This is a genomic window from Azospirillum doebereinerae, from assembly GCF_003989665.1.
GTDB lineage: Bacteria > Pseudomonadota > Alphaproteobacteria > Azospirillales > Azospirillaceae > Azospirillum > Azospirillum doebereinerae.
The window spans coordinates 211,390-231,137 of the sequence record NZ_RZIJ01000009.1 but is presented as its reverse complement, the minus strand read 5'-3'; the positions used below and the strand labels follow the sequence as shown (position 1 = coordinate 231,137).

Sequence of the window (19,748 nt, the reverse complement as noted above, 5' to 3'; positions counted from 1 at the left end):
CGGCGCCCGGCGCTCCCGCCGGGCCGGGCGGCGCGGCGCGCTCCGGTGCCGGCGGCCAAGCCGGCGGCGGGGGCGTCACCCATGAGAAGGCGATGATGGCCATCGCGAAGGCGTTCGTGGCGAAGAAGGTCCGCTGACCCGGCGGGACCCGCGCCCGCTCAACGCGCCGGTTCGTCGAACCAGCCCTTCTTGCGCGGCACGACGCGGATGTCCGGCGGTGGGCTGGCGAGCGCCATGTGGCCGTTCCGGTAGGGGTCGGGGATGTGGTGGCACTCCACGTCGGCCAGCGTCCGGTAGCAATAGACGCGCGAGCGGTCGACCACGACCTTGTCCGGGCAATAGTCGCCGCTCTCCGAGAAGGAGATGATCGAGCAGTCGCGTCCGGTCGCGGCCGACACGATGTGGTCGCCGACCGTCTTCTTGGTCGCGTTCAGCGCGATCATGTCGACGCCGATAAGGGTCGGCACCAGCGGCGGCGGCGAGGAGCAGCCGCCGACCGCCACGGCGGCCAGCACGCTCAAGGCGAGCATCGGCATCGCCCGGAAGGGCCGTCCCGTGCTCCGCCGCTGTCCTGTCGTCGCCCCGTCCACCGTCCCGCTCCCCGCCCTGCTTCCCATGGCCGCGCCGCGCTCCGTCCCGATGAGCGCATGGCTCCCGGCATTGCGCGCCAACGCCCTTAACAACCGATGAATTCCGCTACCGGAGCAACGTGCATATGCGCGAGCGGCATTGCACCAGGACGAAGGCCTCCTTGTCCTCCGAGCAGCCGACCTTGAAGACGGTCTGCCCCTCGCGCCCGATGCTGTAGCTCAGCACGTCGACCTTGGCCGGCGTGCAGTTGCCCTGCGACTTGGCGACCTCCTTGGCCTCGGCCTGGGCCGCCGACACGTTGGCGGCGCGCGCCGTGGCGGGCGCGAGGGTGGGCGCGGCGGCGAGAAGGGTGGCAAGCGCCAGGGAAAGGATTCGGTGCATGCCCGATCATCGCACAGCCGGGCGGCGAATCGGAAGCCTCCGCGACCGTGTCCGGCCGTCGCGGGGTGAGACAAAGAACCGGCGGAAGCGCGGCGCCGACCCTGCTATCCTGCCGCCGCACGACGCACGGCCCGAGGGAGGGGCACATATGGTTTTGAACGAAAGACGCCTGGGCGACCGCATCCTGTCGGCGCTGGAGATGGCGCTGGAACAGGGGCACCTCGACGTGGCCGAGCATCTGGCGCTCGCCCTGGAGGCGACGCTGACCCGCTTCGGCGGCCCCGGCGCCGTCGATCACCGCGAATTGTCGCTCGCCATGGCGCAGGCGTTCGAGCGGCTGGGGGCGCTGCGCAAGGAGGCGCGCCACCTGCCCTGAGCGGGAGCTGAGCCGGAAAAACGGCCCCGTGAAGATTTTTGAAAAATCAGTGTTGACAGGGGGTGTCCTGGCCGACTACAAACCGCCCACCGAACGACGGGGGCCGACACGGACCTCGGAAAACGGCAAGCGCCTCAAGGTGTTAGCCGGTTTCAAACGTCGCTCTGCGCGGGTGTAGCTCAGTTGGTTAGAGCGCCGGCCTGTCACGCCGGAGGCCGCGGGTTCAAGTCCCGTCACTCGCGCCACTTTCCTTTGTAAGTTTATTGAACATCGCCGAAGTTGACAAAAGACTCGCGTTTCGCGGGTCTTTTTTGTTTTCCAATTGTCTTGGCTTGGACCGGCTTTAAAAGCGTGGTATTACCAAGGCTAGCCATGCGTTTGAATAGGTCCTTCCGCTTGGTGGAAAGCGATTCAAAGCGCTTTCCTTGGTCACTCAGTCGGCATATATTCCGGCCCGTCTGATGGGCTAATCCAAGGCATACCAGCCACGGCCAGCGCTTCCGCCGATTTACCGGCGGGAACGGCGTCCGTGGCCGTGGGCTTATGGGAGGAACGCGGTGTCGACTCCGCTGATCATTGAGTATCTTCCGATCCTGGTGTTTCTGCTGATCGGTATCGCGCTGGCGGTGGTGATGGTGGGCGCGTCCTACGTCATCAGCCCCAAGAACCCGGACGCCGAGAAGGTTTCGCCCTACGAGTGCGGCTTCGAGCCGTTCGAGGACGCCCGCACCAAGTTCGACGTGCGGTTCTACCTGGTCTCGATCCTGTTCATCATCTTCGACCTCGAGGTCGCCTTCCTGTTCCCCTGGGCCATCGCGCTGGGCGACATCGGGCTGTTCGGCTTCTGGTCGATGATGCTGTTCCTGGGCATCCTGACCATCGGCTTCATCTACGAGTGGAAGAAAGGAGCTCTGGAATGGGAGTAGAGGTCGCCAAGCCGCTGGCGCCGATTCCGCCCGGACCGGAACAGGACGCCTACGTCCGCGCCGTCTCCGACGAGATCCAGGAGAAGGGCTACGTCCTCGCCAAATACGAGGACGTGCTGGCCTGGGCGCGCACGGGCTCCCTGTGGCCGATGACCTTCGGTCTGGCCTGCTGCGCGGTGGAGATGATCCACGCCTACATGAGCCGCTACGACCTGGACCGCTTCGGCGTGATTCCGCGCCCCAGCCCGCGCCAGTCCGACTGCATGATCGTCGCCGGCACGCTGACCAACAAGATGGCCCCCGCGCTCCGCAAGGTCTACGACCAGATGCCGGAACCGCGCTGGGTCATCTCGATGGGCTCCTGCGCCAACGGCGGCGGCTACTACCACTACTCCTACGCGGTGGTGCGCGGCTGCGACCGCATCGTGCCGGTCGACATCTACGTGCCGGGCTGCCCGCCGACGGCGGAGGCGCTGGTCTACGGCATCCTCCAGCTCCAGAAGAAGATCCGGCGCGGCAACCGCATCGCCCGCTAAAGACAAGTAGGAAGGCAAAGGCCCACCCATGTCCGAACAGGCGTTGAAGGAACTCGGGGACGTCATCGCCGCCAAGCTGGGCGGTGATGTCCTGACGGTCGAGGTGAAGCTCGGCGAGCTGATGGTGACGGTCAAGCGCCCGGCCATCATTCCGGTGCTGACGGCGTTGCGCGACGACGCCGCCTGCTCGTTCGAGCAGCTGACCGACATCACGGCGGTGGACTACCCGGAGCGCGTCGAGCGCTTCGAGGTCGTCTACCAGCTGCTCAGCTACAAGCACAACCGGCGCATGCGCGTGAAGGTGACCACCGACGAGGACACCCCCGTCCCCTCGGTCGTGCCCGTCTTCAACGCGGCCAACTGGTTCGAGCGCGAGACCTGGGACCTGTTCGGAATCTTCTTCGACAACCACCCCGATTTGCGCCGCATCCTCACCGATTACGGGTTCGAGGGGCATCCCCTGCGCAAGGACTTCCCGCTGACCGGCTACGTCGAGGCCCGCTACGACGAGGACCAGAAGCGCGTGGTCTACGAGCCGGTCCAGCTGACGCAGGATTTCCGCAGCTTCGACTTCCTCAGCCCGTGGGAAGGCATGACCAACGTCATGCTTCCGGGCGACGAGAAGGCGGCCCTCCAGGACGGGAGCAAGAAGCCGTGAGCATGACCACGATTTCCGAATCGGCGACCGGCGTCGTCATCGCCGGCCCCGGCGGCCCGGTGGGCCCGGCCGAGAAGACGCAGATCAAGCCCTACACGATGAACTTCGGGCCGCAGCACCCGGCCGCCCACGGCGTGCTCCGTCTGGTGATGGAGCTGAACGGCGAAGTGGTGGAGCGCTGCGACCCGCACATCGGCCTGCTGCACCGTGGCACCGAGAAGCTGATCGAGTACAAGACCTACGTCCAGGCGATCCCGTATTTCGACCGCCTCGACTACGTCAGCCCGATGTGCATGGAGCACGCCTTCGTGCTCGGCGTCGAGAATCTGCTCCAGATCAAGATTCCGCTGCGCGCCCAGTACATCCGCGTCTTGTTCTCCGAGATCACGCGCATCCTCAACCACATCCTGTCGATCACGACGGGCGCTTTGGACGTCGGCGCCATCACGCCGGCGCTGTGGGGCTTCGAGGAACGCGAAATCCTCATGGAGTTCTACGAGCGCGTCTGCGGCGCCCGCCTGCACGCCAACTACTTCCGTCCCGGCGGCGTCGCCTGGGACCTGCCGGCGGGTCTGCTGGAGGACATCTGGGCCTTCACCGAGCGCTTCCCCAAGTTCATGGAAGACCTCGACAACCTGCTGACCGACAACCGCATCTTCAAGCAGCGCACCGTCGACATCGGCATCGTGTCCAAGGAGCAGGCCTACGACTGGGCCTTCACCGGCCCGATGCTGCGCGGCTCCGGCGTCGCCTGGGATCTGCGCAAGTCGCAGCCCTACGAGGTCTACGACCGCATGGACTTCGACGTTCCGGTGGGGCTGACCGGCGATTGCTGGGCGCGCTATCTGGTCCGCATGGAAGAGATGCGCCAGTCGCTCCGCATCATCCGCCAGTGCTGCAAGGACATGCCGGCCGGCCCCTACAAGATCGAGGACCGCAAGGTCTCGCCGCCGCCGCGCGGCGAGATGAAGCGCTCGATGGAGGCGCTGATCCACCATTTCAAGCTGTTCACCGAGGGCTTCCACGTCCCGGCCGGCGAGACCTACACCGCCATCGAGGCGCCCAAGGGCGAGTTCGGCGTGTACCTCGTCTCGGACGGCACCAACAAGCCGTACCGGTGCAAGATCCGCGCGCCGGGCTTCGCCCATCTTCAGGGCATCGACTTCATGTCGAAGGGCCACATGCTGGCTGACGCCGTCGCCAACATCGCCTCCATGGACATCGTTTTCGGAGAGATCGATCGATGAGCGCGCCCGCCTCCGATCACGGCCACCAGGAGCCGACCAGCTTCGCCTTCACCCAGGAAAACCTGGAGCTGGCCAAGCGCATCATCGCCAAATACCCGGAAGGCAAGCAGGCCAGCGCCTGCATGCCGCTGCTCGACGTGGCCCAGCGCCAGCACGGCGGCTGGCTGCCGCGCGTCGCCATGGACGCCGTGGCCGAGCTGCTGGGGATGCCGCGCATCCGCGTGTACGAGGTCGCGACCTTCTACACGATGTACAACAAGAACCCGGTCGGCCGGCACCACATCCAGGTCTGCACGACGACGCCCTGCTGGCTGCGCGGCTCGGACGACATCGTCCACGCCTGCAAGAACAAGCTCGGCATCGGCCTCGGCGAGACCACGGCGGACGGCCAGTTCACGCTCGGCGAAGTGGAATGCTCGGGCGCCTGCGTCAACGCGCCGGTTGTGCAGATCGGCGACGACTACTACGAGGATGTGGCGCCGGAGCACATCGACGGGATCGTCGAGGCGCTCAAGCGCGGCGAGACGCCCAAGCCAGGGTCGCAGATCGGCCGTCGTTCGTCGGAGCCCGTTGGCGGGCCGACGACGCTGGCCGCTTTCACGACTCAAGCGGACGATTGAGGGGGGAGACCGCGATGCTTCGCGACGAGGACCGCATCTTCACCAACCTCTACGGGTTCCAGGACTTCGGCCTGGACGCCGCCCGCAAGCGTGGTGATTGGGACAACACCGCCGCCATCCTGAACAATGGCCGCGAGTGGATCATCGAGAACGTCAAGGAATCGGGCCTGCGCGGACGCGGCGGCGCCGGATTCTCGACCGGCATGAAGTGGTCCTTCATGCCCAAGAACGTCGTCGACAAGCCGGTCTACCTCGTCATCAACGCCGACGAGGGCGAGCCGGGCACCTGCAAGGACCGCGACATCCTGCGCCACGATCCGCACAAGCTGATCGAGGGCTGCCTGATCGCCGGCTTCGCCATCGGGGCGTCGGCCTGCTACATCTACATCCGCGGCGAGTTCTACAACGAGGGCTCCAACGTCCAGCGCGCCATCGACGAGGCGTACGCGGCGGGGCTGATCGGCAAGAACGCCTGCGGCACCGGCTACAGCTACGACGTCTTCATCCACCGGGGTGCGGGCGCCTACATCTGCGGCGAGGAAACCGCGCTCATCGAGTCGATCGAGGGCAAGAAGGGCCAGCCGCGCAACAAGCCGCCCTTCCCGGCCCAGGCGGGTCTCTACTCCTGCCCGACCACGGTGAACAACGTCGAGTCGATCGCCGTGGTGCCGACCATCCTGCGCCGTGGCGCCGGCTGGTTCGCCGGCATCGGCCGTCCGAAGAACACCGGGACCAAGCTCTTCTGCATCTCCGGCCACGTCAACAAGCCGTGCAACGTGGAAGAGGAGATGGGCATCCCGCTGCGCGAGCTGATCGAGCGACACGCCGGCGGCGTGCGCGGCGGCTGGGACAACCTGCTGGCGATCATTCCCGGCGGGTCCTCGGTGCCGCTGATGCCCAAGGAGACCTGCGACACCGTCCTGATGGACTTCGACAGCCTCCGCGACGTCCGCTCCGGCCTCGGCACGGCGGCGGTCATCGTCATGGACAAGTCGACCGACGTCGTGAAGGCCATCGCCCGGCTGTCGTCCTTCTACGCGCATGAATCCTGCGGCCAGTGCACGCCGTGCCGCGAGGGCACCGGCTGGATGAGCCGCATCATGCAGCGCATGGTGTCCGGCAACGCGCGGGTCGAGGAAATCGACATGCTGCTGCAGGTCACCAAGCAGATCGAGGGGCACACCATCTGCGCGCTCGGCGACGCCGCCGCCTGGCCCATCCAGGGCCTGTTCCGCCACTTCCGTCCGGAAGTCGAGCGGCGCATCCAGGCCTACCGCAACGCTGCGCCGCTGGCGGCCGAGTAAGGAGTTCCCGTTCCCATGCCGAAACTTACCATCGACGGGATCGAGATCGAGGTCGAAGCGGGCACCTCGATCCTCCAGGCTTGCGAGCAGCTGGGCATCGAGATTCCGCGCTTCTGCTACCACGAGCGCCTCAGCGTGCCGGCCAACTGCCGCATGTGCCTGGTGGAGATGGAGCGCGCGCCCAAGCCCGTCGCGTCCTGCGCCATGCCCTGCGGCGACGGGATGGTCGTCAAGACCAACAGCGAGACCGTGCTGAAGGCCCGCAAGGGCGTCATGGAATTCCTGCTGATCAACCACCCGCTGGACTGCCCGATCTGCGACCAGGGCGGCGAGTGCGATCTCCAGGACCAGGCCATGGCCTACGGCTTCGACCGTGGCCGCTACGGCGAGAACAAGCGCGCGGTCCATGACAAGTACATGGGCCCGACGATCCAGACCGCCATGACCCGCTGCATCCATTGCACGCGCTGCGTCCGCTTCATCAACGAGGTGGCCGGGGTCCCCGACGTGGGCGCCGTGAACCGTGGCGAGCACATGGAGATCACCACCTTTGTCGAGAAGGCGATCGGCTCGGAGCTGTCGGGCAATCTGGCCGACGTCTGCCCGGTCGGCGCGCTGCTGCACAAGCCCTACAGCTTCACCGCGCGTCCGTGGGAGCTGCGCAAGACCGAGAGCGTCGACGTGCTGGACGCGGTCGGCTGCAACATCCGCGTCGACACGCGCGGCTCGGAAGTGATGCGCGTCCTGCCGCGCGTCAACGACGACATCAACGAGGAATGGCTGAACGACAAGAGCCGCTACGCCTATGACGGGCTGAAGCGCCAGCGCCTCGACCGCCCCTACGTCCGCAAGAACGGCAAGCTGGTCGCGGTCAGCTGGCAGGAGGCCTTCGCCACCGTCGCCGCCAAGGTCAAGGGGCTGCCGGGCAACCGCATCGCCGCGATCTCCGGCGATCTGGCCGACGTCGAGTCGCAGTTCGCGCTCAAGGAGCTGATGGGCCGCCTGGGCTCGGCCAACCTCGACTGCCGCCAGGACGGCGCGCGGTTCGACACCTCGGTGCGCGCTGGCTACCTGTTCAATTCCGGCATCGCCGGGATCGAGAAGGCCGACGTCATCCTGCTGGTCGGCACCAACCCGCGCTGGGAAGCCACGCTGGTCAACGCCCGCATCCGCAAGCGCTATCTGGCCGGCGGCGTCAAGATCGCCCTGATCGGCGAGCAGAAGGACCTGACCTACCCCTACGCCCACATCGGCACCGGGCCGGACGCGCTCCAGCAGCTCAGCGACGGCACCCACGCCTTCGCCGAGACGCTGCGCAACGCCAAGAACCCGATGCTGATCGTCGGCATGGGCGCCTTCCAGCGCGCCGACGGTCTGGCCGTCCAGGCCGCCGCCCGCGTGGTCGGCGAGGTCTACGGCATGTTCCGCGACGACTGGGCCGGCTTCAACGTGCTGCACACGGCCGCGGCCCGAGTCGGCGGCATCGAGGCCGGCTTCCTGCCGGGCGAGGGCGGCCGCGACATCCACGGCATCCTCGACGGGGCGTCGAAGGGCGAGATCGACGTCGTCTACCTGCTGGGCGCCGACGAGATCGACACCGCCCGTCTGGGCAAGGCCTTCGTGGTCTACCAGGGCCACCACGGCGACGCCGGCGCCCACCGCGCCGACGTGATCCTGCCGGGCGCCGCCTACACCGAGAAGAACGCGGTCTACGTCAACACCGAGGGCCGTCCGCAGCTCGCCCGCCTCGCGGCCTTCCCGCCGGGCGAGGCGCGCGAGGACTGGAAGATCGTCCGCGCGCTGTCGGAAGCCGTGGGCGCCACGCTGCCCTACGACACGCAGACGCAGCTGCGCCAGCGCCTGATGGGCGTCAACCCGATCTTCGCGGCGGTGAACGCGATGACCCCGGCGGCTTGGGCGCCGTTCGGCGTGCAAGGCGCCGTCGATCCGGCCCCCTTCGTGTCGCCGGTGACGAACTTCTACATGACCGACCCGATCAGCCGGGCGTCGGTGACGATGGCCAACTGCACGGAAGCGCTCGCGGGTGCTGTCGGCGGCCCTGCCCAAGAGAGGACTGGCACCCATGGCTGAGTTCCTGAACGGCTTCCTCTTGCCGCTCATCATCATGGTCCTGAAGATTCTGTCGATCACTGTGCCGCTGCTGGTGGCCGTGGCCTTCATGACCTACGCCGAACGCAAGATCATGGGTGCGATGCAGCTCCGCCAGGGGCCGTCGATCGTCGGTCCCTTCGGCCTGCTGCAACCCTTCGCCGACGGCCTCAAGCTGTTCGCCAAGGAGCAGATCCTGCCCGAGGGCGCCAACCGCGTGGTCTTCTACGTGGCGCCGATGATCACCTTCTTCCTGGCGCTGGTCGCCTGGGCGGTCATTCCCTTCGACTACGGCCTCGTGCTGTCGAACATCAACGTCGGCGTGCTGTACCTGTTCGCGATCTCGTCGCTGGGCGTCTACGGCATCGTGATGGCGGGCTGGGCGTCGAACTCGCGCTACGCCTTCCTGGGCGCGCTGCGCTCGGCGGCGCAGATGGTGTCCTACGAGGTCTCGATGGGCCTCATCATCATCTCGGTGCTGCTCTGCGTCGGCTCGCTGAACCTGACGGAGATCGTCAAGGCGCAGGAGACGGTGTGGTTCGCCATCCCGCTCTTCCCGATGTTCATCATGTTCTTCATCTCGGCGCTGGCCGAGACCAACCGCTCGCCCTTCGACTTGCCGGAAGGCGAGTCGGAGCTGGTCGCGGGCTTCATGGTCGAGTACAGCTCCGCCCCCTTCGCGCTCTTCTTCCTTGGCGAATACGCCAACATGATCCTGATGAGCGCGATGACCAGCATCCTCTTCCTGGGGGGCTGGCTGTCGCCGCTGCCCTTCGCGCCCTTCACTTGGATCCCCGGCGTGGTGTGGTTCGCGCTCAAGATCGCGGCCTGCCTGTTCACCTTCGTGTGGGTGCGCGCCACCATGCCGCGCTACCGCTACGACCAGCTGATGCGGCTGGGCTGGAAGGTGTTCCTGCCCTTCTCGCTGTTCTGGGTCGTCCTGACGGCCGGCGTGCTCGTGACCTTCGGCTGGCTGCCCAAGTAAGCGCGAACCGATCCCAAGAAGCCCATTACTGAATTTCGTTGAGAGTGCCGGCGGAGACCCCCAGGGAACCTCCCAGTTGGGTCCGCCGGCAAGGAAGGAGACGAAGAGGCCATGGCGTTCCTCGACCGCGCGGCGCGCAGCCTGTTCCTGACCGAGCTTGTGGGCGGCCTCGCGCTGACCTTCAGCTACATGTTCAAGCCCAAGGTCACGCTGAACTACCCGTATGAGAAGGGGCCGATCAGCTCCCGCTTCCGTGGCGAGCACGTGCTGCGCCGCTACGCCAACGGCGAGGAGCGGTGCATCGCCTGCAAGCTCTGCGAGGCGGTGTGCCCGGCGCTTGCCATCACCATCGAGGCCGAACCGCGCGACGACGGCAGCCGCCGCACCACGCGCTACGACATCGACATGACCAAGTGCATCTACTGCGGGCTCTGCCAAGAGGCCTGCCCGGTGGACGCCGTGGTCATGGGGCCGAACTTCGAGTTCTCCACCGAGAACCGTGAAGAGCTTTTCTACAACAAGCAGAAGCTGCTGGCGAACGGCGACCGCTGGGAGGCGGAGATCGCCCAGAACCTCGCAGCCGAGGCTCCTTACCGGTAAGCGGAAGCGAGAATTACGATGATACTCCAAGGCATCGCCTTCTACGTGTTCGCGGCTTTGCTGGTGGCCTCCGGTGTGATGGTCATCTCGTCGCGCAACCCGGTTCACTCCGTCCTCTTCCTGATCCTCGCCTTCTTCCAGGCGGCGGGTCTCTGCCTGCTGATGGGCGCCGAGTTCATCGCGATGATCCTCGTGATCGTCTACGTCGGCGCCGTGGCCGTGCTGTTCCTGTTCGTGGTGATGATGCTCGACATCAACTTCCGCGAGCTGCGGCAGGGCGCCATGGAGGTGCTGCCGCTGGGCGGGCTGATCGGGCTGATCCTGTTCGCCGAGCTGGCCGCCGTCCTTGGCGGCTGGATCGTGGCGCCGGGCGTCGAGAAGCTGGCCGGGTCGCCGACCCCGTCGATCGACACGGTGTCCAACACCGTGGCGCTGGGCCGGCTGATGTACACCCAGTATGTCTATCTGTTCCAAGCCTGCGGCATCGTCCTGCTGGTCGCCATGATCGGCGCCATCGTGCTGACGCTGCGCCACCGGGTCGGCGTCCGGAAGCAGGACATCGGCGCCCAACTCGCCCGTCGCCGGGACGAGGTGGTCGCCATCCGCAAGGTCACGACCGGGGAGGGCGTGTGATATGGAGATCGGTCTCGGGCATTATCTGACGGTCTCGGCCATCGTCTTCACCCTGGGTGTGATCGGCATCTTCCTGAACCGGAAGAACGTCATCATCATCCTGATGTCGATCGAGATGATGCTGCTGGCGGTGAACCTCAACCTGGTCGCCTTCTCCACGCATCTGCACGATCTGGTCGGCCAGATCTTCGCCATGATCATCCTGACGGTGGCGGCCGCCGAGGCGGCCATCGGCCTCGCCATTCTGGTGGTCTACTTCCGCAACCGCGGCTCGATCCGAGTCGAAGACATCAACCTGATGAAGGGCTGAGGCGGCGTCATGGAAGTCCTTGTCGTATTCCTTCCGCTTCTGGCGTTCCTCATCGCCGGATCGATCGCGCTGTTCGGCGGGCCGAAGGCCCAGCCGGCGGCTGCCGGTCACGGACACGATCACCATTCCCATGGGCACGACGCGCACGGTCACGACGACCACGCGCACGCGGCCCTCACCCATGACGATCATGGCCACGACGACGCGCACGACGACCACCACGTGGTCGCCGGCCCGCCGACCGCCGGCGACCGCACGGCGCAGTTCGTCACGACCGGCGCCCTGCTGGTGTCGGCGCTGCTCTCCTGGATCCTGTTCTTCGACGTCGCCGTCGGCGGTCACCCCCGCACGATCGAGCTGATGACCTGGATCCAGAGCGGCACGCTCGACGTGAAGTGGGCGCTGCGCGTCGACCAGCTCACCGCGGTGATGCTGATCGTCGTCAACACCGTGTCGGCCTGCGTGCACCTCTACTCCATCGGCTACATGGCCGAGGACCCGCAGAAGCCGCGCTTCATGGGCTATTTGTCGCTGTTCACCTTCGCCATGCTGATGCTGGTGACGGCCGACAACCTCGTGCAGCTCTTCTTCGGCTGGGAGGGCGTCGGTCTGGCCTCCTACCTGCTGATCAACTTCTGGTACGAGAAGCCCTCGGCCAACGCCGCCGCCATGAAGGCCTTCCTGGTCAACCGCGTCGGCGACTTCGGCTTCGCGCTCGGCATCTTCGCGATCTTCGTGCTGACCGGCTCCGTCCAGTTCGACGCGATCTTCGCCAAGGCTCCGGGCGTCGCGGGCGAGACGCTGCATTTCCTCAGCTGGGACTTCAACGGCCTGACCATCGCCTGCCTGCTGCTGTTCATGGGCGCCATGGGCAAGTCGGCGCAGCTTGGCCTGCACACCTGGCTGCCCGACGCCATGGAGGGCCCGACCCCGGTGTCGGCGCTGATCCACGCGGCCACCATGGTGACCGCCGGCGTGTTCATGCTGTGCCGCCTGTCGCCGGTCTTCGAATATGCGCCGACCGCGCTGGAGGTCGTCGCCGTCGTCGGCGCCCTGACCGCCTTCGTCGCCGCGACCATCGGCTTCACCCAGTTCGACATCAAGCGGGTCATCGCCTATTCGACGATGTCGCAGCTCGGCTACATGTTCTTCGCCGCCGGCGTCTCGGCCTACGGCGCGGCCATGTTCCACCTGTTCACCCACGCCTTCTTCAAGGCGCTGCTGTTCCTTGCCGCCGGTTCGGTGATCCACGCCCTGCACCACGAGCAGGACATGCGCAAGATGGGCGGCGTCTGGCGCAAGATCCCCTTCACCTACGCGGTGATGTGGATCGGCAATTTGGCGCTGGCCGGTCTGCCCTTCTTCGCGGGCTACTACTCCAAGGACATGATCCTGGAGGCCGCCTACGCGTCCGCCAGCCCGATGGGCCGCTTCGCCTTCGCGCTCGGCATCGCCGCGGCGCTGCTGACGGCCTTCTACTCGTGGCGCCTGCTGTTCATGACCTTCCACGGCAAGCCGCGGATGGAGAAGGACGTCTACGACCACGCCCATGAATCGCCGCTGGTCATGCTGATCCCGCTGGGCGTGCTGGCTCTGGGCGCGCTGTTCGCCGGCGTCGGCTTCCACCAGTGGTTCATCGGTCACGACCGCATGGAGTTCTGGGGCAAGGCGATCCTGGCGCTGCACGACCACGACAGCATCGAGGCCGCGCACCATCACACCCCCGCCTGGGTGGCGCTGGCGCCGCTGGTCGTCGGCCTGATCGGCATCGCCATGGCCTACGTCGCCTACATCCAGATGCCGGGCCTGCCGGCCAAGGCGGCGCGCGCGCTGCCGGGGCTGCACCGGTTCTTCTACAACAAGTGGTACTTCGACGAGCTGTACGACCGCCTCTTCACCCGTCCGGCCAAGGCGCTGGGCTACGGGCTGTGGAAGTCGGGCGACGGCGCGCTGATCGACGGCGTCGGTCCGGACGGCATCGCCGCCGCGACCCGCGACGTCGCGGCCCGCGCCAGCCGGTTGCAGTCGGGGTATGTCTATCACTACGCCTTCGCCATGGTGATCGGGGTCGTCCTGTTCGTCGCCTGGCTTGCGGCGTTCGGTTGAGCGGTTGAGAGGGAACAACAACAATGGCTAGCTGGCCGCTCCTGTCGTTCACGACCTTCCTGCCGCTCGTCGGTGTGGCGCTGATCCTGCTGTTCTGCAGGGGCACGTCGCCGGACGTGGTTCGGAACGTCCGTTACATCGCGCTGTGGACGACCCTCGTCACCTTCGTGCTGACGCTGTTCATCTGGATCAACTTCGACGCCCGCAATCCCGGCTACCAGATGGTCGAGAAGGCGGCGTGGATCCCCGATTTCGGCATCTCCTACCACATGGGCGTCGACGGCATCTCGGTGCTGTTCGTCGTGCTCTCGGGCTTCCTGATGCCGCTGTGCATCCTGGCGGGCTGGGAGTCGGTGCAGACCCGCGTCAAGGAGTACATGATCGCCTTCCTCGCGCTGGAAACCCTGATGATCGGGATGTTCTGCGCGCTGGACTTCGTGCTGTTCTACATGTTCTTCGAAGGCGTCCTGATCCCGATGTTCCTGATCATCGGCATCTGGGGCGGTCCGCGCCGGGTCTACGCGGCGTTCAAGTTCTTCCTCTACACGCTGCTCGGCTCGGTGCTGATGCTGCTGGCGATCCTGGCCATGTATTACGTGGCCGGCACCACCGACATCCCGACCATCACCGCCACCCAGTTCCCGCGCGGCATGCAGATGTGGCTGTGGCTGGCCTTCTTCGCCTCCTTCGCGGTGAAGGTGCCGATGTGGCCGGTCCACACCTGGCTGCCCGACGCCCACGTCGAGGCGCCGACCGCCGGGTCGGTCATCCTGGCCGGCGTGCTGCTGAAGATGGGCGGCTACGGCTTCCTGCGCTTCAACATCCCGATCCTGCCGGAAGCCACCGAGTATTTCGCGCCGCTGGTCTACACCCTGTCGGTCGTCGCCGTGATCTACACCTCCCTGGTCGCGTTGGCCCAGGAGGACATGAAGAAGCTGATCGCCTATTCGTCGGTCGCGCACATGGGCTTCGTCACCATCGGCATGTTCGCGCTGAACCAGCAGGGCATCGAGGGCTCGATCTTCCAGATGCTGTCGCACGGCGTGGTGTCGGGCGCCTTGTTCCTCTGCGTTGGCGTCGTCTACGACCGGCTGCACACCCGCGAGATCGCCCGCTACGGCGGCCTCGTGAAGAACATGCCGAAATACGCGGTGGTCTTCCTGTTCATGACCATGGCGTCGGTCGGCCTGCCCGGCACCGCCGGCTTCGTCGGCGAGTTCCTGGTGCTGCTCGGCGTCTTCCGCGACAACACCTGGGTCGCGGCGCTGGCCGCCACCGGCATGGTGCTGGGCGCCGCCTACGCGCTGTGGCTCTACCGCCGCGTCGTGTACGGCAAGCTGGTCAAGCCGGACGTCAAGGCGATGTTCGACATGAACGGCCGCGAGGTCGCGACCTTCATCCCGCTGGTGCTGGTCGTCCTGTGGATGGGCGTCTACCCCAGCAGCTTCCTGAACATGACCTCGGCGTCGGTCGAGCATCTGATCCAGACCTACCAGACCAAGCTGGCCGCGTCGCACGCCGCGTCCGGCGTGTCGGTCGCCGCGCGCTAAGGGGTTCTTCGACATGACCGCAGTGTTTCCCGACATCTGGCCGGCCTTGCCGGAGATCTTCCTCGCGGTGGCGGGGATGGCCCTGCTGCTGATCGGCGTCTTCCGTGGGGACGGCTTCACCCGTCCCATCTCCTACCTGACCGTGGTGGTCATGCTGCTCGCCGCCGTCCTGGCGATGGGCTACGGCGCCGGCCGCGTCGTCACCTTCAACGGCCTCTTCGTGATGGACGGCTTCGGCGTCTTCATGAAGGTGCTGGTGCTGGTCTCGGCGGCGCTCTCGGTCATCCTCTCGCTCGGCTTCAACGAGCGGGAAGGGATCGCGCGCTTCGAGTTCCCGGTGCTGATGCTGTTCGCCACGCTCGGCATGCTGATGATGATCTCGGCCAACGACCTCATCTCGCTGTATGTCGGGCTGGAGACGCAGAGCCTCGCGCTCTACGTCATCGCCGCCTTCCGCCGCGACCACGCCAAGTCGTCGGAAGCGGGCCTGAAGTACTTCGTCCTGGGCTCGCTGTCGTCGGGCATGCTGCTCTACGGCTCCTCGCTGGTCTACGGCTTCGCCGGCACGACCTCCTTCGACAAGGTGGCGGCGCTGTTCGCCGGCGGCGCGCACGTCTCGACCGGCCTCGTGATCGGTCTGGTCTTCGTGCTGGCCGGTCTGGCCTTCAAGCTGTCGGCCGCGCCCTTCCACATGTGGTCGCCCGACGTCTACGAGGGCGCGCCGACCCCGGTCACCGCCTTCTTCGCCGCAGCACCCAAGGTGGCCGCCGTCGCGCTGTTCACCCGCGTGCTGATCGAGCCGTTCGGCCATCTGACCGCGCAGTGGCACCAGATTCTGGTGGCCACGGCCATCCTGTCGATGGTCATCGGCTCCTTCGCCGCGATCATGCAGACCAACATCAAGCGCCTGATGGCCTACAGCTCCATCGGCCATGTCGGCTACGCGCTGGTCGGCCTGTCGGCCGGCACGCAGGACGGCGTGCGCGGCGTGCTGATCTACATGGCGCTCTACATCGCCATGAACATCGGCGCCTTCGCCGTCATCCTGTCGATGAAGGCCAAGGGCGTCATGCTGGAGGAGATCAAGGACTTCGCCGGCCTGTCGAAGACCAGCCCGATGCTGGCGGCGACCATGGCGATCTTCATGTTCTCGATGGCCGGCATCCCGCCGATGGCCGGCTTCTTCGGCAAGCTCTACGTCTTCCTGGCCGCCGTCGCCGCCGGCGACTACGCGCTGGCGGTGATCGGCGTGCTGACCAGCGTGGTCGGCGCCTACTACTACCTGCGCATCATCAAGATCATGTATTTCGACGAGCCGGTGGTGGTGGTGGACAAGGTCGACGACGACGGCATGACGGGCATCCTGGTGGTCACCAGCCTGTTCACCCTGCTGTTCTTCGTCGCCCCGGCGCCGATCCTGAACGGGGCCGCCATCGCGGCGGCCGCGCTCTTCGCCGGATGAAGCCCTCTGGGATGATCGGCACCGGATGATCGACCACACAGAGGCGGAGGCGGCGCGGTTGCGCCTGCCTCCCGGCTTCCGCATCAAGGCCTTCGACTCCGTCGGCAGCACGAACGACGAGGCGAAGGCCTTGGCGCGTTCGGGCGCCGGGGAGGGCAGCATCGTCTGGGCGCGCCGGCAGGAGAGCGGGCGCGGCCGGCGCGGGCGCGCCTGGACCTCGCCCGAGGGCAACCTCTACAGCTCGACCATCCTGCGGCCGGATTGCCCGCCGGCCGAGGCCGCGCTGATCTCCTTCGTCGCCGCGCTCGCCATCGCCGAGACCGCCGAATCGGTGCTGCCCGATCCGTCCGGCGTGCGCTGCAAATGGCCCAACGACGTGCTGGTCCACGACCGCAAGCTCTCCGGCATCCTGCTGGAATCGGAGCCCGACCGTTCCGGCAAGGTGTCCTGGGTCGTGCTCGGCGTCGGCATCAATTTGCGCCATTTCCCCGACGACGCCGGCTACGCCGCCACCTCGCTGATCGCCGAGGGCGCCCCCGTCATGGCCGCCTCGGCCCTGCTGGAGGTCTACGCCGGGCATCTCGCCACGTGGTACGGGCGCTGGCGGGAGTTCGGCTTCGGCCCGGTGCGCGACGCGTGGCTGGCGCGGGCCAAGGGGGTCGGCGGCCCGATCCTGGTCCGTCTCGCCGACCGCACGATCCCCGGAACCTTCGCCGATCTGGACAGCGACGGCGTTCTGTTGCTTGATCCAGCGGACGGCGGTCCGCGTCAGCGCATCGCCGCCGGGGACGTGTTCTTTCCGCCTCCGCCCGCAGCCTGATACGGACGCCAGCCATGTTGCTCGCCATCGACGCCGGAAACACGAACGTGGTGTTCGCCATCTACGACGGCGACCGACAGCGCGGAATCTGGCGCACCGCCAGCGACCCCAAGCGCACCGCCGACGAGTACATGGTCTGGCTGATGCAGCTGATGGCGCTGAAGGGTTTGAAGGCGCTGGACATCCACGGCGCCATCATCGCCAGCGTGGTCCCCGGCGCCACCTTCAACCTCAAGCGGCTCTGCAAGGACCATTTCGGCTGCGACCCGATGATCGTCGGCCAGCCCGAGGTCAAGCTGGGCGCCCAGGCGCTGGTCGACCGGCCGGAGGAGGTCGGGGCCGACCGCCTCGTCAACACGGTGGCGGCGGCGGCGACCTACAAGACCCCGCTGATCGTCATCGATTTCGGCACCGCGACCACCTTCGACGTGGTCGATTCCGACGGCAACTACCGGGGCGGGGTGATCGCGCCGGGGCTGAACCTGTCGCTGGAAGCCCTCCAGATGGCGGCGTCCAAGCTGCCGCGCGTCGAGATCCAGCCGCCCGCCGAGGTCATCGGCAAGAACACCATCGCCTGCATGCAGTCCGGCATCTTCTGGGGCTACGTCGGCCTGATCGAGGGGCTGATCGCCCGCATCCGCGCCGAATACGGCGAGCCGATGTCGGTCGTCGCCACCGGCGGGCTGGCTGTTCTTTTCGCCAAGGCCACCCATGTCATCGAACACACCGACGGCGAGCTGACGCTTCGCGGTCTCCTCCTGATCCACAAGCGCAACACGAGCCAATGACCCAATCCTCCCAGACCGCCGCCGGAGCTGCCCCGATGCCGGCGGATGCCTTCGTTCCGGAGGATGACGCGCTGTATTTCCTGCCGCTCGGCGGCTCCGGCGAAATCGGCATGAACCTCAACCTCTACGGCCACAGGGGCAAATGGCTGATGGTCGATCTCGGCATCTCCTTTGCCGACGACACCATGCCGGGGCTGGACGTGATCATGCCGGACCCCAGCTTCATCGCGGAGCGGCGGGCCGATCTGGTCGGGCTGGTGGTGACCCACGCGCACGAGGATCACCTCGGCGCCATCCAGTATCTCTGGCCGGAGCTGCGCTGCCCGGTCTACTGCACGCCCTTCACGGCCTCGGTGCTGCGCGCCAAGCTGCACGAGCGCGGCCTGAACGGAATCGTGCCGATCCATGAGGTTCCGCTCGGCGGCCGCGTCGAGGCCGGTCCCTTCGCGGTCGAATACGTCACCATGACGCACTCGATCCCCGAGCCCAACGCGCTGGCCATCCGCACCGCGGCCGGGACGGTGCTGCACACCGGCGACTGGAAGCTCGACCCCGCCCCGATGCTGGGCCGTGTGGCCGACGAGGAGCGCCTGCGCCAGATCGGCGATGAGGGCGTGCTGGCGCTGGTCGGCGACAGCACCAACGCGCTGGTGCCCGGCGCCACCGGGTCGGAGGCCACGGTGCGCGAGACGCTGGTCGACCTGATCGGGCGCTACCCCGGCGTGCGGGTCGCGGTGAGCTGCTTCGCCACCAACGTCGCCCGGCTGGAGAGCATCGCCGTCGCGGCGGCCCGGCACGGCCGCCATGTGGCGCTGGTCGGCCGCTCGCTGTGGCGGATCAACGAGGCGGCGCGGGCCAACGGCTACCTCGCCGACGTGCCGAAATTCCTCTCCGAGCACGACGCCGCCTATCTGCCGCGCGAGAAGCTGGTGCTGATCTGCACCGGCAGCCAGGGCGAGCCGCGCTCGGCGCTGGCCCGCATCGCGGCCAACGACCACCCGCAGATCACGCTGGGGCGCGGCGACGTGGTGGTGTTCTCCTCGCGCGAGATCCCCGGCAACGAGCGCGACATCGGCCGCATGCAGAACCAGCTGGTCGCCCAGGGCGTCGAGCTGGTGACCGCCGAGGACGCGGAGGTCCACGTCTCCGGCCACCCGGCGCGCGACGAGCTGGTGCGCATGTACCAATGGGTGCGCCCGCGCATCGCCGTCCCGGTCCACGGCGAGCAGCGCCACCAGCAGGCCCACGCCGCGCTGGCCGGCGACTGCCAGGTGCCCGAGAGCATCATCCCGACCAACGGCGAGCTGATCCGCCTCGGCCCCGACGGGCCGCCGCGCGTCGTCGCCCATGTGCGGTCGGGCCGCATGGCGCTGGACGGCAAGCGGCTGATCCCGCTCGACACCGGCCTGATGCGCACGCGCAACCGCATGGTGAACAACGGCGCCTCGGTGGTGACGTTGGTCATGACCGCGCGCGGCGAGCTGGTGACCGCGCCGCAGGTGGCGACGATGGGGCTGCTCGACGAGGCCGCCGACCGCGACCTGCTGCTTGACGTCATCGACGCGGTGCGCGAGGCGGTGGCCGGGCTGTCCAAGACGGCGAAGGCCGACGACGCCCAGGTCAAGGAGGCGGCGCGCATCGCGGTGCGCCGCTGCTTCAACGCGACGCACGGCAAGAAGCCGGTGACGGAGGTCCACCTCGTCCGTGTATAAGGTCGGGGAACGCGGATATTCCGTCTCACAGGCA

At 67.1% G+C, this 19,748-nt stretch carries 20 protein-coding genes and 1 tRNA gene; 19 read left to right on the top strand and 2 right to left on the bottom strand.

The features are described from left to right. Positions 1-158 precede the first annotated feature (158 nt). A complete protein-coding gene (locus tag EJ913_RS13900; RefSeq protein WP_244939350.1) occupies positions 159-617 on the bottom strand; it encodes a hypothetical protein in 459 nt (152 codons plus the stop codon). A 79-nt stretch (positions 618-696) separates the two neighbouring features. Further along, a complete protein-coding gene (locus tag EJ913_RS13895; protein ID WP_185909772.1) occupies positions 697-972 on the bottom strand; it encodes a hypothetical protein in 276 nt (91 codons plus the stop codon). A gap of 148 nt (positions 973-1,120) precedes the next feature. Here EJ913_RS13895 and EJ913_RS13885 point away from each other — a divergent pair, with 148 nt between their 5' ends. From EJ913_RS13885 to EJ913_RS13795, 19 genes are all read left to right on the top strand, one after another. Beyond that, complete coding sequence (locus EJ913_RS13885; RefSeq protein ID WP_126998782.1) at positions 1,121-1,348, top strand: hypothetical protein; 228 nt, start codon at positions 1,121-1,123, stop codon at positions 1,346-1,348. Positions 1,349-1,516: 168 nt separating this feature from the next. Next, positions 1,517-1,593: transfer RNA gene (locus EJ913_RS13880), tRNA-Asp, on the top strand. A gap of 312 nt (positions 1,594-1,905) precedes the next feature. Beyond that, positions 1,906-2,274, top strand: a complete 369-nt coding sequence (locus tag EJ913_RS13875) for an NADH-quinone oxidoreductase subunit A (protein WP_126998780.1) — start codon at positions 1,906-1,908, stop codon at positions 2,272-2,274. Further along, complete coding sequence (locus EJ913_RS13870; protein ID WP_185909771.1) at positions 2,265-2,810, top strand: NuoB/complex I 20 kDa subunit family protein; 546 nt, start codon at positions 2,265-2,267, stop codon at positions 2,808-2,810. The genes EJ913_RS13875 and EJ913_RS13870 overlap by 10 nt, the downstream gene beginning before the upstream one ends. 28 nt (positions 2,811-2,838) lie before the next feature. Next, positions 2,839-3,468 carry an NADH-quinone oxidoreductase subunit C gene (locus EJ913_RS13865; protein WP_126998776.1) on the top strand — a complete coding sequence of 210 codons (630 nt, stop codon included), beginning with the start codon at positions 2,839-2,841 and terminating at the stop codon, positions 3,466-3,468. Between the two features lie 98 nt (positions 3,469-3,566). Further along, on the top strand, positions 3,567-4,715 hold the full coding sequence (locus EJ913_RS13860; protein WP_342353707.1) for an NADH-quinone oxidoreductase subunit D: 1,149 nt from the start codon (positions 3,567-3,569) through the stop codon (positions 4,713-4,715). Next, positions 4,712-5,335 (top strand): NADH-quinone oxidoreductase subunit NuoE, encoded by a 624-nt coding sequence (gene nuoE, locus EJ913_RS13855; protein ID WP_126998772.1) that lies wholly within the window; start codon positions 4,712-4,714, stop codon positions 5,333-5,335. Before EJ913_RS13860 ends, nuoE begins: the two co-directional genes overlap by 4 nt. 14 nt (positions 5,336-5,349) lie before the next feature. Beyond that, positions 5,350-6,639 carry an NADH-quinone oxidoreductase subunit NuoF gene (nuoF, locus tag EJ913_RS13850; protein WP_126998770.1) on the top strand — a complete coding sequence of 430 codons (1,290 nt, stop codon included), beginning with the start codon at positions 5,350-5,352 and terminating at the stop codon, positions 6,637-6,639. A 15-nt stretch (positions 6,640-6,654) separates the two neighbouring features. Beyond that, a complete protein-coding gene (nuoG, locus tag EJ913_RS13845; RefSeq protein ID WP_126998768.1) occupies positions 6,655-8,730 on the top strand; it encodes an NADH-quinone oxidoreductase subunit NuoG in 2,076 nt (691 codons plus the stop codon). Continuing rightward, positions 8,723-9,733, top strand: coding sequence for an NADH-quinone oxidoreductase subunit NuoH (gene nuoH, locus EJ913_RS13840; RefSeq protein WP_126998766.1), 1,011 nt, complete (start codon positions 8,723-8,725; stop codon positions 9,731-9,733). The genes nuoG and nuoH overlap by 8 nt, the downstream gene beginning before the upstream one ends. Positions 9,734-9,844: 111 nt before the next feature. Continuing rightward, on the top strand, positions 9,845-10,333 hold the full coding sequence (gene nuoI / locus EJ913_RS13835; protein WP_126998764.1) for an NADH-quinone oxidoreductase subunit NuoI: 489 nt from the start codon (positions 9,845-9,847) through the stop codon (positions 10,331-10,333). 18 nt (positions 10,334-10,351) lie between these two features. Next, entirely contained in the window at positions 10,352-10,966 is a 615-nt protein-coding gene (locus EJ913_RS13830; protein WP_126998762.1) for an NADH-quinone oxidoreductase subunit J, read from the top strand. A gap of 1 nt (position 10,967) precedes the next feature. Further along, a complete protein-coding gene (gene nuoK / locus EJ913_RS13825) occupies positions 10,968-11,276 on the top strand; it encodes an NADH-quinone oxidoreductase subunit NuoK (protein ID WP_126998760.1) in 309 nt (102 codons plus the stop codon). A gap of 9 nt (positions 11,277-11,285) precedes the next feature. After that, the gene (gene nuoL / locus EJ913_RS13820; RefSeq protein WP_126998758.1) at positions 11,286-13,382 is read left to right on the top strand and encodes an NADH-quinone oxidoreductase subunit L; all 2,097 of its coding nucleotides are present in this window, start codon (positions 11,286-11,288) and stop codon (positions 13,380-13,382) included. Positions 13,383-13,405: 23 nt separating this feature from the next. Continuing rightward, positions 13,406-14,932, top strand: coding sequence for an NADH-quinone oxidoreductase subunit M (locus tag EJ913_RS13815; RefSeq protein WP_126998756.1), 1,527 nt, complete (start codon positions 13,406-13,408; stop codon positions 14,930-14,932). 13 nt (positions 14,933-14,945) lie between these two features. After that, positions 14,946-16,394 carry an NADH-quinone oxidoreductase subunit NuoN gene (gene nuoN, locus EJ913_RS13810; protein ID WP_126998754.1) on the top strand — a complete coding sequence of 483 codons (1,449 nt, stop codon included), beginning with the start codon at positions 14,946-14,948 and terminating at the stop codon, positions 16,392-16,394. Positions 16,395-16,419: 25 nt separating this feature from the next. Further along, positions 16,420-17,214: a biotin--[acetyl-CoA-carboxylase] ligase gene (locus tag EJ913_RS13805; protein ID WP_126998752.1), complete on the top strand. Its 795-nt coding sequence runs from the start codon at positions 16,420-16,422 to the stop codon at positions 17,212-17,214. 14 nt (positions 17,215-17,228) lie between these two features. Then, positions 17,229-18,002 carry a type III pantothenate kinase gene (locus EJ913_RS13800; RefSeq protein ID WP_126998750.1) on the top strand — a complete coding sequence of 258 codons (774 nt, stop codon included), beginning with the start codon at positions 17,229-17,231 and terminating at the stop codon, positions 18,000-18,002. Positions 18,003-18,037: 35 nt separating this feature from the next. Beyond that, complete coding sequence (locus EJ913_RS13795) at positions 18,038-19,714, top strand: ribonuclease J (RefSeq protein ID WP_238521593.1); 1,677 nt, start codon at positions 18,038-18,040, stop codon at positions 19,712-19,714. Positions 19,715-19,748: the final 34 nt, after the last annotated feature.

Coding starts and splice junctions, on each gene's coding strand:
- EJ913_RS13900 (WP_244939350.1), bottom strand. CDS start 617: ATGGGAAGCAGGGCGGGGAGCGGGACGGTGGACGGGGCGACGACAGGA.
- EJ913_RS13895 (WP_185909772.1), bottom strand. CDS start 972: ATGCACCGAATCCTTTCCCTGGCGCTTGCCACCCTTCTCGCCGCCGCG.
- EJ913_RS13885 (WP_126998782.1), top strand. CDS start 1,121: ATGGTTTTGAACGAAAGACGCCTGGGCGACCGCATCCTGTCGGCGCTG.
- EJ913_RS13870 (WP_185909771.1), top strand. CDS start 2,265: ATGGGAGTAGAGGTCGCCAAGCCGCTGGCGCCGATTCCGCCCGGACCG.
- EJ913_RS13865 (WP_126998776.1), top strand. CDS start 2,839: ATGTCCGAACAGGCGTTGAAGGAACTCGGGGACGTCATCGCCGCCAAG.
- EJ913_RS13860 (WP_342353707.1), top strand. CDS start 3,567: ATGAACTTCGGGCCGCAGCACCCGGCCGCCCACGGCGTGCTCCGTCTG.
- nuoE (WP_126998772.1), top strand. CDS start 4,712: ATGAGCGCGCCCGCCTCCGATCACGGCCACCAGGAGCCGACCAGCTTC.
- nuoF (WP_126998770.1), top strand. CDS start 5,350: ATGCTTCGCGACGAGGACCGCATCTTCACCAACCTCTACGGGTTCCAG.
- nuoG (WP_126998768.1), top strand. CDS start 6,655: ATGCCGAAACTTACCATCGACGGGATCGAGATCGAGGTCGAAGCGGGC.
- nuoH (WP_126998766.1), top strand. CDS start 8,723: ATGGCTGAGTTCCTGAACGGCTTCCTCTTGCCGCTCATCATCATGGTC.
- nuoI (WP_126998764.1), top strand. CDS start 9,845: ATGGCGTTCCTCGACCGCGCGGCGCGCAGCCTGTTCCTGACCGAGCTT.
- EJ913_RS13830 (WP_126998762.1), top strand. CDS start 10,352: ATGATACTCCAAGGCATCGCCTTCTACGTGTTCGCGGCTTTGCTGGTG.
- nuoK (WP_126998760.1), top strand. CDS start 10,968: ATGGAGATCGGTCTCGGGCATTATCTGACGGTCTCGGCCATCGTCTTC.
- nuoL (WP_126998758.1), top strand. CDS start 11,286: ATGGAAGTCCTTGTCGTATTCCTTCCGCTTCTGGCGTTCCTCATCGCC.
- EJ913_RS13815 (WP_126998756.1), top strand. CDS start 13,406: ATGGCTAGCTGGCCGCTCCTGTCGTTCACGACCTTCCTGCCGCTCGTC.
- nuoN (WP_126998754.1), top strand. CDS start 14,946: ATGACCGCAGTGTTTCCCGACATCTGGCCGGCCTTGCCGGAGATCTTC.
- EJ913_RS13805 (WP_126998752.1), top strand. CDS start 16,420: ATGATCGACCACACAGAGGCGGAGGCGGCGCGGTTGCGCCTGCCTCCC.
- EJ913_RS13800 (WP_126998750.1), top strand. CDS start 17,229: ATGTTGCTCGCCATCGACGCCGGAAACACGAACGTGGTGTTCGCCATC.
- EJ913_RS13795 (WP_238521593.1), top strand. CDS start 18,038: ATGCCGGCGGATGCCTTCGTTCCGGAGGATGACGCGCTGTATTTCCTG.